The organism is Nonomuraea sp. NPDC051298, from assembly GCF_055586305.1.
Map to the genome: position 1 here is coordinate 153,327 of NZ_JBVJIM010000015.1, position 13,850 is coordinate 167,176.

At 72.9% G+C, this 13,850-nt stretch carries 11 protein-coding genes; 7 read left to right on the plus strand and 4 right to left on the minus strand.

All coding sequences use genetic code 11. The features are described 5' to 3' along the window. Positions 1-177: 177 nt before the first annotated feature. Complete coding sequence (locus tag ACZ6S0_RS35240) at positions 178-1,578, minus strand: sensor histidine kinase (RefSeq protein WP_465923654.1); 1,401 nt, start codon at positions 1,576-1,578, stop codon at positions 178-180. Continuing rightward, positions 1,575-2,282: a response regulator transcription factor gene (locus ACZ6S0_RS35245; protein ID WP_465923655.1), complete on the minus strand. Its 708-nt coding sequence runs from the start codon at positions 2,280-2,282 to the stop codon at positions 1,575-1,577. The genes ACZ6S0_RS35240 and ACZ6S0_RS35245 overlap by 4 nt, the downstream gene beginning before the upstream one ends. Before the next feature lie 98 nt (positions 2,283-2,380). On the opposite strand from ACZ6S0_RS35245, the gene ACZ6S0_RS35250 reads away from it, so the two are divergent. The 3 genes from ACZ6S0_RS35250 to ACZ6S0_RS35260 are packed head-to-tail and all read left to right on the plus strand — an operon-like array spanning position 2,381 to position 4,926. Beyond that, positions 2,381-3,721 carry a ferredoxin reductase family protein gene (locus ACZ6S0_RS35250; RefSeq protein ID WP_465923656.1) on the plus strand — a complete coding sequence of 447 codons (1,341 nt, stop codon included), beginning with the start codon at positions 2,381-2,383 and terminating at the stop codon, positions 3,719-3,721. Positions 3,722-3,733: 12 nt separating this feature from the next. Beyond that, on the plus strand, positions 3,734-4,189 hold the full coding sequence (locus ACZ6S0_RS35255; RefSeq protein WP_465923657.1) for an FMN-binding protein: 456 nt from the start codon (positions 3,734-3,736) through the stop codon (positions 4,187-4,189). Next, entirely contained in the window at positions 4,186-4,926 is a 741-nt protein-coding gene (locus tag ACZ6S0_RS35260) for an FAD:protein FMN transferase (RefSeq protein WP_465923658.1), read from the plus strand. The genes ACZ6S0_RS35255 and ACZ6S0_RS35260 overlap by 4 nt, the downstream gene beginning before the upstream one ends. Positions 4,927-4,986: 60 nt before the next feature. Here ACZ6S0_RS35260 and ACZ6S0_RS35265 read toward each other — a convergent pair whose 3' ends face one another. Together ACZ6S0_RS35265 and ACZ6S0_RS35270 are read right to left on the minus strand one after the other, a co-directional pair. Further along, positions 4,987-5,847, minus strand: a complete 861-nt coding sequence (locus tag ACZ6S0_RS35265; RefSeq protein ID WP_465923659.1) for an HTD2 family dehydratase — start codon at positions 5,845-5,847, stop codon at positions 4,987-4,989. A gap of 118 nt (positions 5,848-5,965) precedes the next feature. Next, entirely contained in the window at positions 5,966-9,136 is a 3,171-nt protein-coding gene (locus ACZ6S0_RS35270; RefSeq protein ID WP_465923660.1) for a S8 family serine peptidase, read from the minus strand. A 295-nt stretch (positions 9,137-9,431) separates the two neighbouring features. Between ACZ6S0_RS35270 and ACZ6S0_RS35275 the strand changes: the two genes are divergently transcribed. Genes ACZ6S0_RS35275 through ACZ6S0_RS35290 form a run of 4 tightly spaced genes read left to right on the plus strand, consistent with a single transcriptional unit; the run spans position 9,432 to position 13,823 of the window. Further along, positions 9,432-10,964, plus strand: coding sequence for an ABC transporter substrate-binding protein (locus tag ACZ6S0_RS35275; RefSeq protein ID WP_465923661.1), 1,533 nt, complete (start codon positions 9,432-9,434; stop codon positions 10,962-10,964). Continuing rightward, positions 10,964-11,923: an ABC transporter permease gene (locus ACZ6S0_RS35280; RefSeq protein ID WP_465923662.1), complete on the plus strand. Its 960-nt coding sequence runs from the start codon at positions 10,964-10,966 to the stop codon at positions 11,921-11,923. The genes ACZ6S0_RS35275 and ACZ6S0_RS35280 overlap by 1 nt, the downstream gene beginning before the upstream one ends. Next, positions 11,920-12,846 carry an oligopeptide ABC transporter permease gene (gene opp4C, locus ACZ6S0_RS35285; protein WP_465923663.1) on the plus strand — a complete coding sequence of 309 codons (927 nt, stop codon included), beginning with the start codon at positions 11,920-11,922 and terminating at the stop codon, positions 12,844-12,846. Before ACZ6S0_RS35280 ends, opp4C begins: the two co-directional genes overlap by 4 nt. Next, on the plus strand, positions 12,843-13,823 hold the full coding sequence (locus ACZ6S0_RS35290; protein ID WP_465923664.1) for an ABC transporter ATP-binding protein: 981 nt from the start codon (positions 12,843-12,845) through the stop codon (positions 13,821-13,823). Before opp4C ends, ACZ6S0_RS35290 begins: the two co-directional genes overlap by 4 nt. Positions 13,824-13,850: the final 27 nt, after the last annotated feature.

Here is a 13,850-nt window from a genome sequence, read left to right on the forward strand (position 1 = left end):
TCCAACCGGCGCGGCCCCTCGCGCCCTGCGGGATCACCGTTGCCCGACCATGGTAGACATCGGGACGCCCGCGCGAAGGCCGTCCCGGGTGGGCGACCCGAATAGATCGATCTGAACGAATCAGCCGCCGGCAACTCTTGATCATTGGCCTCCATGGCGGGCGCGCCCCGGCCAGGGTCAGTCGCCGGGAAGGAGCAGGCGGAACTCGGTCCGGCCGGGGCCGCTGCGCACGTCCACCGTGCCGCCGTGGGCGGTCATCACGGCGCGGACGATGGCCAGGCCGAGCCCGGCGCCGCCGGTGGCGCGCGAGCGGCCCGGGTCCGCGCGGGAGAACCGTTCGAAGATCTCCTCCGTGAGACCGTCCGGGATGCCGGGGCCGTCGTCCACGGTGGTGATCTCGACCTGGCCGGGCAGCCGCCGGACGGACACGGTGACCGTGGTGCCGTCCGGGGTGTGGATGCGGGCGTTGCTCAACAGGTTGGCGAGCACCTGGTGCAGCCGGAGCGGGTCGCCGGTCACCGTGACGGGGTCCTCCGGCAGCTCCAGCCGCCAGCGGTGGCCGGGGGCCGCCGCCCGCGCGTCGCCCGTGACCTCGATGGCCAGGCGGGTCAGGTCGACCTCCTCCCTGGCCGGCGGGCGGCCCTCGTCGAGGCGGACCAGGAGGAGCAGTTCGTCGACGAGCCGGCTCATCCGCCCGGACTCGGCGTCGATCCTGCTCAGCGCGTGCCGTACGTCGTCGGGCACGGGGCCGCGCTCACGCAGTGCGAGCTGGGCGTGACCGCGGATCCCGGCGAGCGGGGTGCGCAGCTCGTGACTGGCGTCCGCGGCGAAGGCGCGCAGCCGCTGCTCGACGTCGTGCCTGCGGGCGAGCGCGGCCTCCACGTGGCCCAGCATGCGGTTGAACGCGGCTCCCACCTGGCCCGTCTCCGACCGCGGGTCGGTGTCGAGCACGCGTTCGCCCAACGACACCTCGCCGCTGGCCAGGGGCAGCTCGCTGACCTTGCGGGCGGCCGTGGCGATGCGGCGCAGGGGGCGCAGTGACAGGCGTACCCACAGGGCGGCCGCGACCCCCGCGACGGCGAGCGTGCCCGTGAACATCGACAGCTCGACCAGTTGCAGCCGCCCCACGGTCTCCTCGACCCCGTGCAGCGAGAGCCCGGTGACCAGCACGTCCCCGTCCCGGCCCGCGACGGCGTGGACCCGGTAGTCGTCCAGGGCGGACAGGTCCACGGTCTGCGGTGATCCCCCGACCGGCAGCTCGGCGAGCACCTGCCTGTCCTGGGTGCTCAGCGTCACGGGGAGCGCGGCCGACCGTGACACCACGGCCGCCTGGGTGACGCTCCCGCCGACCAGCCGGGCGCCGAAGGTGTCGCGGGCCTGCCCGCGGGTGTCCTCGCTGTGCTCCAGGCTGGCGGCGAACCGCGCGCCGTAGTCGGCGAGCTGCTGGTCGATGCGGCCGAGCAGGAAGTGCTCCATCGCCAGCGACGTGGCGACGCCGAGGACCGCGCACGAGAACGCCAGCAGCACGAGCAGCCCGGCGATCATCCGGGACCTGATCGTACGCGGCAGGAGGGTCACGGCTTGAGCACGTATCCGACGCCGCGGACGGTGTGGATCAGCGGCCGGCGCCCCGCGTCGATCTTCTTGCGCAGGTAGCTGATGTAGAGCTCGACCACGTGCGCCTGGCCGCCGAAGTCGTAGGACCAGACGTCGTCGAGGATCCGCGCCTTGGTGAGCACCCGGCGCGGGTTGGACATGAGCAGCCGCAGCAGCTCGAACTCGGTGGGGGTCAGGTCGATCAGCGTGCCGTCCCTGGTGACCTCTCTGGACTCCTCGTCCATGGACAGCTCGCCCACCACGAGCCGGTCGCCGTCGCCCGGACGTGCCATGCCCGCCCTGCGCAGCAGCCCGCGCAGCCGGGCGAGCACCTCTTCCAGGCTGAACGGCTTGGTCACGTAGTCGTCGCCACCCGCCGTGATCCCGGCGATCCTGTCCTCCACCGCGTCGCGGGCGGTGAGGAAGAGCACGCACAGCTCGGGGCTCCGCTCCCTGAGCCGTCGCATCAGGGCCAGACCGTCCAGATCGGGCAGCATGACGTCCAGGACCGCCGCGTCCGGCCCGAACCGCTCGGCCTCCCGGAGGGCGGCGTCCCCGCTCGCCACGGCGCGGACCTGCCAGCCTTCCTGGCACAACGTCCGTTCCAGCACCTCCAGCAGGTCCGGCTCGTCGTCCACGACGAGTACGCGGATCGGCGTGCCGTCCGGGCGCGACAGGATGCTCATCTCCACCCCCTCACCCCGAAAGTACGGTCTCGCTCTGAAAATCCTCATAAAGGCCACTTTGAGAGGAAAAACAGAGATTTACCTGGCACTTTTCCTTCATGACGACTGTTCACGCCACGGTCCGCGCGACGGCGACGCCCCCCGGCGTACGTGTCCTGCCGGGGGCGGTGCTCGCGGCCCTGGCGGCGGGCGCGCTCGCGGTCATCGCCCTGTGGTGGCGCGGCACCCCCTACGTGGCGGGGCTGAACGGCTGGCTGACCGAGATCGCGCGCGTGACGGGCCTGCTGGCGGGCTACGGGCTGGCGGTGCTGCTCGGCCTCATGTCCAGGGTCCCTGCGCTGGAACGCGGCGTGGGCAGTGACCGGCTGGCCCGCTGGCACGCCATGGGCGGCCGGTACGTCATCGGGCTCGTCGCGGCGCACGTGCCGGCCGTCGTCCTCGGCTACTCGGTGACCGACCACGTCGGCGCGGTGGACGAGGCGGCGACCATGGTGCTGTCGTTCCCCGACGTGGCGAAGGCCGCCGTCGCCTTCCTGCTGCTGCTCGGGATCGCCCTGGCCTCGGCCCGCGCCGCCCGCCGCAGGCTGCGCTACGAGACCTGGCACTTCCTGCACTTCTCCACCTACCTGGCGGCCTGGCTGGCCTTCGGGCACCAGCTCGCGACCGGCGCCCAGTTCACCGGAGACCGTCCGGCCCAGCTCGCCTGGTACGCCCTCCACCTCACCGTGGCCGCGCTGCTGGTCTGGTACCGCTTCCTTGGCCCGGTCAGACTGTGGGCGCGGCACCGCCTGCGCGTGGCCGCCGTCACCGCCGACGGCCCCGGAGTCGTCTCGGTCCACCTCACCGGGCGCGCGCTGCGGCGGCTACGGGCCGAGCCCGGCCAGTTCTTCCGCTGGCGGTTCCTGGCCGGCGGGCTGTGGTGGTCGGCCAACCCGTACTCGCTGTCCGCGGCGCCGAACGCCCGCGGGCTGCGGATCACGGTCAAGGCCCTGGGCGACCACAGCGCGGCGCTCGCCAGGCTGCGGCCGGGCACCCCCGTGCTCGCCGAGGGCCCGTACGGCGCCCTCACCGCCCGCCTCGGCCGGGGCGGCAAGTCGCTGCTGATCGCGGGCGGCGTCGGCATCACCCCGCTGCGCGCTCTGTTCGAGACGCTGCCAGGACGCGTGACGCTGCTCTACCGCGCCCGCACGCCCCAGGAACTGCTCTTCGCGGACGAACTCTCGCAGATCGTCGCGACCCGAGGCGACGCGACGATCTACTACTCGACCGGGCCCAGGCCCCGGGACCTGTTCGACGGTCTGCGGCGGCTACTGCCCGACCTGCACGAACACGACGTCTACGTGTGCGGCCCGCCCGAACTGACCCGGGCGGCGATCGGCGCGGCGCGGGCGGCGGGCGTGCCGGGACGCCGCATCCATCACGAGTCGTTCGAGTTCTGAGGAGGTCGCGCCATGCGCAGGGTACTGCTCGCGGTGGTGGTCACCGCCGTCGGCCTGGTGCTGCTGCTGTCGTTCAAGCCGCACGACGTCGCGGACGTCGCCCAGCCGCCCGCCGCCCTCGCCCCGACCCAGCCGAGCACCGGGACAGGGCAGAGCGTCACGACGGCCGCTCCCCGCCCGGCGGGAGAGGGCGTCCGGACGGTCGACGGAGCCGTGGCCGACACCCAGAGAGGCCCCGTCCAGGTACGCATCACCGTCGACGGCGACCGGATCACCGACGTGCTGGTGCTCCAGGCCCCGGACGGCAACCGCCGCGACGTCGAGATCAACGACGCCGCGCTGCCCGTCCTCCGGCAGGAGACCCTGTCCGCCCAGAGCGCGCGGATCGACTCCGTCTCGGGGGCCACCTACACCAGTGACGGCTACCTGCGTTCCCTGCAGAGCGCCATCGACCGGGCCGGGCTGTGACACCGCGAACCCGCCACGTCGAGCGGGCGATGGGCACCGTCTTCTCCTTCGACGTACGCCACGAGGCCGGTGCGGCGGTGGCGCGGGCCGTCGCCTGGCTGCACCACGTGGACGAGGTCTTCTCCACCTACCGGCCGGACAGCGCGATCAGCCGCCTGGCCCGAGGCGAGGTCGGCGTCGAGGAGTGCCCGCCCGAGGTGGGCGAGGTGCTCGCGCTGTGCGCCCAGGCCGGGCGCGACACCGACGGCTGTTTCACGACGTTTCCCGGCGGCCGTCTGGACCCGTCCGGCCTGGTCAAGGGGTGGGCGGTGGAGCGGGCGTCACTGCTGCTGTCGGAGGCGGGCGCGCCCCGCCACTGCGTGAACGGCGGCGGCGACCTCCAGCTCGGCCCCGCCCCCTTCCCGTGGCGGATCGGGATCGCCCACCCCCTGCGGCCCGGCGCGCTCTGCGCCGTGGTCACCGGTGACGACCTGGCCGTGGCCACCTCCGGCAGCGCCGAGCGCGGCCCCCACATCCTCGACCCGCGCACCGGGCTGCCCGCCGCCGAACTGCTGTCGATCACCCTCGTCGGCCCCCGGCTGACCGCCGTCGACGCGTACGCGACCGCCGCCTTCGCCATGGGGGACGCCGCCCGCGACTGGGTCGAGGACCGGCCCGGCCTGGAGGCCGTCGCGGTGACCGCGAGCGGTCGTACCTGGCGGACGAGCGGCTTCGCCGCCCACACCGTCGAGCCGTGAGCACCGGCGGCTCAGGAGAACTCCCCCATCAGGTCGGGCTGCGCCGATCAAAGGGGCCGATCAAAGGGGCCGGTCATAGGTGCCGGTCCAGGGGGCCGCCGGGTGCAGGGAGCACGTGGCGGTGACCCGGCCCTCGGCATCTCTGACCTGCGCCTGCGCCGATGCCCCGCCCTGCGCGGACACGAGCCCCACGGTCAGCCGCTGCGCGCCGAACATCGGCGCGACGAGGCGGTAGGCGAACTCCCTGCCGATCGAGGGCACGCCCGAGCGGCGGATCAGCTCGCCCATCATCAGGGCCTGCAGCGGCCCGTGCACGACCAGGCCGGGGTAGCCCTCCTGGGCGGCGTAGGCGGCGTCGTAGTGGATCCGGTGCGCGTTGTAGGTCAGCGCCGAGAACCGGAACAGCAGCACGGCGTCCACGTCGAGGGCGAGACCGGCCTCGGAGTGAGGCGGTCCGTCGGCGGCCGGCCGTGCCGCAAGCGCCGAGCCGGGGGCCCGGTAGACGATGTCCTGCTCGTCGGCGATCACCGTCCGCCCGCCCTGCTCGATCTCGCCGCGCACGGTGACGAACGTCAGCGGCCCGGACCTGCCCTCCTTCTCCACGGTACGCACGACCCGCGTCGTACGGGTCGCCGGAGCGCCGAAGCGCAGCAGCGCGTGCGCGGACACCCGTCCCCCGGCGAACATGCGCAGCCGGCCCGGGCCGGGAGGAGCGGGTATGCCGTGCCTGGGATGCCCGTCCGGGCCCAGGTCCCGCTGCCGAGGCCGGTCGAGCAGGTAGACCCAGTGCCACAGGGCGGGCAGCTCCCCCGAGGGCGGTTCGACGTCGAGGAGCCCGGCCAGGGCCTCGGCCGGCTCGGGAGTGATCAGCTCGGTGCGGCGGCCGGTCCGGTCGTCACGCTCGTCCGCGTCGGATGTCATGTCCGGTCCTCCCGTTCACGCGCCCGTGCCCCACGCACGGACCGGCCTCCCCATGATGGCCATGCCCCCTTGCGGTGGATCTCAGCGGGCGCATGGGGAGGCCGTCCCCGCGAGCGGGCTATCCGACCGCGTAGGCGCGGTGGATGGTCTGGTCGACGGTGTTGCCCGCGGTGTCGGTCGAGGTGGCGCGCAGGGACACGAAGCCCGCCGTACGCGGGTTGGCCACCCGCGTGGTCCAGCCCGACCCCGCTTCCCGGACCGGGACGTCCTGCCAGGTCGCCCCGTCATCGACGGACATCCGCAGACGGATCGACTTCACCGCCGCCGTGGGAGCGCCGGGGTTGCGTTCGATCGTGATCGGCAGCTTGGTGGACGATCCGGGCTTGGCGCGGTTGTACTCGTCCAGCCCCTCCGGGGCGTAGCGGACCGCGGTCAGGGGGAGCGCCTCCCGCGTCGAGGTGGTCTCCGAGCGGAACGTCCACGCCGACTCGACCTTCGTGGACAGCGTGGAGTGCGGCACCTGCCTGGTGGCCGTCGCGCTGAGCGTGTACGTCCCGGCCTGCGCGGGCAGGTCGGCGACCAACTGGCACGGGCTCATGTTCCGTGGCCCGCATCCGGTGTAGTCGATCGTGGAGATGACCTGGTCGCCCGCGGTCAGGCTGATGGTGCCGGTGGCCGCGCCGTCCATGCCGACCCGGCCGGGCACGCCGTCGGCCAGCAGCCGGCCGCCGTCGAAGGTCAGCTTGTCCTGCTCCCGCCAGGCTCCCTGGGTGGCGAAGGAGGGCCCGCTCACCGCGACGCCCCACGTCTGCCGGGCACGGTCGCGGATGGGCTTGACGGTCTCTCTGACCATGGATGCGCCGACCCCGAGAGCGCCGCCCCACTTGTGCCCTCGTGTGCGGTACTCGGTGAGCGTGCCCGGCAGCGGCACGCCGTTGGTGGGGGTGAGGAACCCGCCCAGAGGGTCGTCGTCGGGGGCGACCGTGACGTAGTAGTCGCCCGTCGCGGCGGTTCCCGCGCCGCGGAAGGTCGTGGTCACCTTGTCCAGGTCCTTCACCTTGGCCGCGTACGTCGGGTCTGCCGGGATGCCGTCGTTCCGTTCGTCCACCAGGTCGTAGCGGGACCGGCTGGGAGAGGGGTCCTTCGTCTGGAAGTGGGTCCTGGTGATGTACTTCAGGCCGGGCTTCTTGGCGGGGATCACGAAGTTCACGGCGCTGGGATCCGGCCAGTTCCCGAACCAGCCCCGGGACCACCAGCCGTCGAACAGCCACATCTCCAGATACCCACTGGTGACGGCGGCGGGCTCGTCCAGGGTGAACCTGATCGGTTGGGCCTGGCGCGTGTCCAGCACCGCCTCCGCGCCGGGCCCGCTGACCTTCACCGGCAGGTGGGCGGTCGTGACGCGATCGGATTCCCAGACGTCCGCGGCCAGGGTCCACTCCCCGACGGGGAGCCGGTACGTGACCGACTCGCCGCTGACGTAGACCGGCAGGATCTCGCCCTTGTCGTTGAAGAACTCCCCGGACCCGCCGGCGGGCCGCCCGTCGGCTCCGATCGCGGAGATCTTCACGTCGTAGGACTCAGGCTCCACGTACGCGGTGGCGACGGTACGGACGACCTGGTCACCCGACCTGGCCGTGACGGTGCCCGGGTGGTCGCCGGGGGCTGTGCCGGTCGCGTCGATCGTCACGGTGACGGAGGCCGTGCCCTTCGCGGGCACCTCGACCCGCTGTGCCGAGGTGCGCAGCACGTCGGTGTCCACGGTGAGGTCGAGGGTGACCGGGGTGTCGCCGTCGTTGGCGTAGGTGATCTCCTTGGTCGCCTTCCGCTCGCCGGATTCGTCCCAGCGGAAGGCCGCGCCGAGGTTCGCGGGACTGGCGTGGACCTGCTGGCCGGTCGCGCGGACGAGGTCGACGAGCCCGCCGCCCTGGTCGAAGTGCGTGGCTCCGGCCTGCGGCGCGGCGCTGCCGATGAGCGCGGCCTTGAGCTGCTGACCGGTCCAGTCCGGGTGCTGCTGGGCGAGGATCGCCGCCGCGCCCGCGACGTGCGGTGACGCCATGGAGGTGCCGCTGTAGGCCACGTACGGGCCGTCCGCCGTGCCCTGCGCGGCCGCCGCCACGATGGAGACGCCGGGGGCGGTCACGTCAGGCTTGATCGCGTGGTCGTCACGTCTCGGACCGCGGTTGGAGAAGTTCGCCATCTGGTCGGACCTGTCGACCGCCCCGACCGTCAGCGCCGCGTCGGCGCTGCCCGGGCTGGAGACCGAGCCGGGCCCTCCGCCGTTGCCCGCCGCGATCACGAACAACGCCCCCGTACGCTCGGACAGCGTGTTGACGGCGTGCTCGATGGGATCGATGCCGGGGGTGTCCGGGCCGCCGAGGCTCATGTTGATGATCTTCGCCTTGACCTCGACGGCGGCCCACTCCATGCCCGCCAGCAGCGCCGAGTCGGTGATGTACCGTCCGCCGACCTTGCCGAGCGCGATCTTCGCGCCCGGCGCGACGCCCCGGTACTTCTCCCCGGCCCCCGCCACGGTGGAGGCGACATGGGTGCCGTGGCCGACGCCGTCGCTGGTGTCGGGGTCGTCGGAGAAGTTCCGCGACTGGGTGACGACGTCCTTGAGGTCGGGGTGGGTGGCGTCGTAGCCGGAGTCCAGCACGGCGACGGTGACCCCGGCTCCGGTCAGCCCCCGCTGCCATGCCTCGGGGGCGCCGATCTGCTTGACGCTCCGGTCGAGGGTGAACGAGCGCTTGCCGTCGAGCCAGATCTTCGACCTGCCCGCGGCCAGTGCTCGGGCGTCGCCGGCCAGGTCCTGCCAGGTCCGGCCCGTCTGGGCCTTGGGGACGCGCACACTGGCCAGTCCCAGCCCGGACAGTCCCTTGGCCGCGCGGGTGCCGGTGAGCGTCTTCGCCGCGTCTCCCTCGGCGGACTGGACGATCAGCGGGATCTCCGCCTGGTCGGCGTCGCCGTAGTTCCAGGCGAGCAACTGTGTGACGTCGAACAGCCGCTCGTCCAGCAGGCCCTGGGCGAGCAGCGGCTTCGCGTCCTGCGGAATGACGTGGAGGTGGCCCTGACGGCGCTGGACCTCGAAGCGGACGGACCTGCCCTGCCCCGGCTCGACCTGGTAGCCGCCGGCCGTGACCGTCACCCGGTCACCGGTCAGCAGGGTCACCGTGCCCGCCGGGCCGGTCGCCGGAGGCGCCGGCTCGGCCGGCGCCGCGCTCGCGGTGCCGCCCGTGACAAGGGATCCCACCACGATCACGGCGAGGGTTCCGTGGGCTAATCTCATGCGCTCTCCCATCTCGTTTGTGGCGAGTCGACCGTACTTCGTTCCACGAAGTATGGTCAATCCGGACGTCGCCGACACCCGGGGGTACACCCAGCACTTGTCGATCCGAGCGCAGTCCCTTACACGCGACACCTGGACGCGGACCGACAGGGCCCGTTCGCGCCTCGCGCGCCGCCAGGGAAGTGACCGCCGGCCAGGGCTTGTGCCGAGCCTCTAGTCACTGAGAGTATTTTCGCGTCACTTATCGTGCACAACCCCTTCAGGAGACTCCCGTGTCCGCTCCTGTCCCGTGTCGATGAACCGCCTGTCAGGCGCACTGCTCGCGCTCGTGCTGGCCACCGGCTGCGCCGGCCCGGCCGCCCCGGGCTCCCGGCACAACGCGATCAACATCCACCTGTACCAGAAGCCGAAGCGCTTCTCCCCGCTGGATCCGCCCTCCGGCCCCGACCAGCAGGTCATGACGCTGATCTTCGACAACCTGCTGACCGTCGACGACTCCTACGCCTACGCGCCCCGTCTGGCCGAGCGCTGGGACCTGGACGACGGCCGGATCACCTTCCACCTGCGCCGAGGGCTGAAGTGGAGCGACGGCACGCCGTTCACCAGCAAAGACGTGCTGTTCACCTACCGGCTGCTGGCCGACGTCAGGAGCGGCAGCGCAATGGCGGGCAAGCTGGCCGGGGCCGCCTTCGAGACCCCCGACGACACCACGTTCGTGATCAGACCGGCCCGCAGGAACGTCGGCTTCCTCAGCCTGATCGCCGGGCCGTTCGCCTTCATCCTGCCCGAGCACGTGCTCGGCGGGGAGCCGGTGGACAGGATCGCGGGCCACCCCTTCTTCAACCATCCGACGGTCGGCCTGGGCCCGTACACCTTCGTGAGATACCAGACCGACCAGTACGTCGAGCTGGCCGCCAACCCGCACTACCGCAAGCCCATCGCGATCCCCAGGATCTTCCTCAAACCCGTCAGCTCGGACGTGGCTACCGCCCAGCTCGGCACCGGCGAGATGGACCTGGTCCAGATCTCCCCCACCGACCTGCGGGCCGTAGCAGGGCTCAGCGGCGTCACGGTCTCGGCGCGGCCGAGTCCGGGCTTCATCAGGATGGCGGTCGACCAGAGCGACCCGCGCTTCGCCGACCCCCGGATCCGCCGGGCCATGCTCCACGCGATCGACCGCGCGACGCTGGTCGCCAAGCTCCTGGACGGCCGGGGCCGGGTGCAGAACTCCTCGTTCGTCACCCCCTGGGCGCTGCCCGGCACGCTGGACGAGTACGCCTACGACCCGGCCAAGGCCAGGTCGCTGCTGGCCGAGGCGGGCTGGCGGGCGAGCGAGACGGTGACGCTGTCGTGGATCCCCGGCCAGCGCGACCGCGACGTGGCGGCCACGGTCGTGCAGGGCGCGCTGGGCGCGGCCGGCATGACGGTCGAGCTGAAGCAGGTGCAGGCGGCCGAGCTGCTGGAGTCGTACGAGCGGCGCACGTTCGACCTGGCGCTCTTCGGCGGCGGCAGCTACGCCGTCGACCCCTCCAGCAGCCTCACGATCGTCAACTGCGCCGCCTTCTATCCCGCAGGGGCGAACATCAGCAACTTCTGCGACCGGTCACTGGACGCCCTCACCGCCCGAGCCGACGCCCTCACCGACCGGCGCGAGCGCGCCAGGCTCTACCGGGAGGCCGCGAGCCTGGACAACGCCCAGGTCCCCTACCTGTGGTTGTACAACCCCGACACCCTGTGGGCCACCAGCTCGCGGCTGCGCGACGTCAAGCCCAGCGGCGACTTCACCACCGGATTCTGGAACGCCGACGAGTGGACCCTGGCCGGCTGATGCTCGCCTACCTCGCCCGCCGCCTCCTGATCAACGCCGTGGTCTTCGCGCTCATCAGCATCGGCGTGTTCCTCCTGGTCCGCGCCGCGCCCGGCGACCCGGTCCGGATGATGGTCAACCCCGAGCACCTGTCCGCGGGCGGCGCGGCGTTCGTCGCCGCCAAGCGCGCCGAACTCGGCCTGGACGAGCCGCTCCTGGTCAGATACGGTATCTGGCTGCGCGACGCGCTGGGCGGCGACCTCGGCTACTCCCTCGTCAGCCGCCGCCCGGTGGCCGAGGTGCTCGGCGAGCGGATGGGGCCCACCGTGCTGCTCATGAGCACCGCCCTGGCGATCGGCCTGGTGCTGGCGGTGGCGGCGGGCACGCTGGCCGCGACCCGGCGCAACACCGCGATCGACCACGCCACCACGGTCGCCGGGCTGGGCACGATCTCGGTGCCCAGCTTCTTCCTGGGCATCGCCGCGATCTACCTCTTCTCGCTGAAGCTCGGCTGGGTGCCGTCGTCCGGAATGTCCACACCGGGCGACGGCGGCGGCGCCGACGTTCTGGCCCACCTGGTGCTGCCCGCGGCCATCCTCGGGCTGTCCATTGCCGGGCCGTTCACCCGCTACGTACGGGCCGGGCTGCTGGCGGAGCTGGACGCCGACTACGTACGCACGGCCGAGGCCAAGGGCGCCGGTCCCGGCCGGGTGCTGATCCGGCACGCGCTGCGCAACGCGCTGGTCCCGCTGATCACCGTGGTGATGATCTCCGTCCCGCAGCTCCTGTCGGGGGCGGTCGCCCTGGAGCAGGTCTTCGCCTGGCCAGGCATGGGGCAGCTCGCCGTCAGCTCGATCGGTCAGCTCGACTACCCGGTGGTGATCGGGTTCGCGATGTTCATCGCGGTGCTCGTGCTGATCTGCAACCTCGCCGCCGACCTGCTCTACGCGGCGGCCGACCCGAGGATCGGCCTGTCGTGACCGCTCCCCCCGCCCTGCCGCCACCTCCGCCACCTCCGCCACCTCCGCCACCTCCGCGCCCGCCGCACCTGCCGCGCTCGCCGGGCGTGCTGGCCGCCCGGCGCTTCCTGCGCAACCGGATGGCGGTGGCCGGCGCGGTGTTCCTGACCGCCGTCGCCGCGCTGGCGCTGGCCGCGCCGCTGGTGGCCGGGCACGACCCGAACGCGGTGGATCTGGCCGCCTTCCGCGAGCCGCCGTCGGCGGCGCACCTGCTCGGCACCGACTCCTCCGGACGCGACGTGTTCGCCAGGCTCGTGCACGCCGGACGGATCTCGCTGCTGGTGGGCCTGCTGTCGGCGCTGGCGGCGGTCGCCCTCGGCACGCTGCTCGGCGCGCTGTCCGGCATGTTCGGCGGGCCGGTCGACGCCGTCGTCATGCGCGCCGCCGACGTCGTGCTCTCCTTTCCTTCACTGGTCGTCATCGTCGTGCTGGCGGGCGTGCTCGGACCGGGCGCCGCGCTGCTCGTCCTCGTCTTCGCGGCGTGCAACTGGCCGACCGCCTGCCGGGTGGTGCGCGGGCTGACGTTGTCGCTGCGCGAGCGGGAGTACGTCCAGGCGGCGCGCGCCTTCGGCGCCGGACGGCTGACGGTGATCGGGCGGCACGTGCTGCCCGCCGTGCTGTCGCAGGTCGCGGTGGTGGGCACGCTGCTGGTGGCGCAGATGATCCTGCTGGAGGCGGTGCTGTCCTTCCTCGGCCTCGGCGTACGGCCGCCGCGGGCCAGTTGGGGCAACATGCTGACCGACGCGCAGAACCTCACCCTCCTCCAGACCATGCCGTGGCTGTGGCTGCCGCCCGGTCTGGCCATCGCGCTGACCGTCCTCGCCGTCAACTTCGTCGGCGACGGCCTGCGCGACGCCGTGGATCCGAAGGGGGCCCGCCGATGACGCCGCTGCTCACGGTGGACGACCTCGCGGTCGAGTTCCCCACGGAGCACGGCGTCGTACGCGCCGTCGACGGAGTCAGCCTGGAGGTCCGGCGGGGCCAGATCCTCGGCGTGGCCGGCGAGTCCGGCTCGGGCAAGAGCGTCACCGCGATGTCGGTGCTCGGCCTGGTCCGGCCGCCGGGGCGGGTGGTGCGCGGCAGCGTCCGCTTCGACGGCGAGGACCTGCTGGCGCTGCCCGCGCGCCGGCTGCGCCGGATCCGGGGCCGCAGGATCGCGATGATCTTCCAGGATCCGATGACGGCGCTCAATCCGGTCGTCCCGGTCGGCGCCCAGATCGCCGAGGCCGTCAGGCTGCACCAGCCGGGCCTGCGCCGGGCCGCCGTACGGGCCCGCGTGCTGGAGCTGCTGGCCTCCGTCGGCATCGCCGACCCCGCCGACCGGTACGCCCGCCACCCCCACGACTACTCCGGCGGCATGCGACAGCGCGCGATGATCGCGATGGCCCTGGCCAACGAGCCCGACCTGCTCATCGCCGACGAACCGACGACCGCGCTCGACGTCACCGTCCAGGCCCAGGTGCTCGGCCTGCTCGACACGGCCAGGCGGGAGTCCGGCGCGGCGGCGGTGCTCATCACCCACGACCTGGGCGTCCTCGCCGAGCTGGCCGACCGGGTCGCGGTCATGTACGCGGGCCGCGTCGTCGAGCACGGCGACGTGCACCAGGTCTTCACCACGCCCCGCCACCCCTACACGCGCGGCCTGCTGTCCAGCCGGCCCGGCCTGGAGTCCGAGAGAGGGGAACTGACGCCGATCCCGGGCAGCCCGCCCGACCTGCTGAACCCACCGCCCGGCTGCGCCTTCGAGCCGCGCTGCGCGCTGGGCGCCGGGCGCGCCGTCTGCCGGGCGAGCCGTCCCGAGCCGGTCGCGGTGGCCGACGGTCACGTGTCGGCCTGTCACCTCCACCAGGGACCGATATGAGCGAACCCGTGCCGACCTGCCACCCGT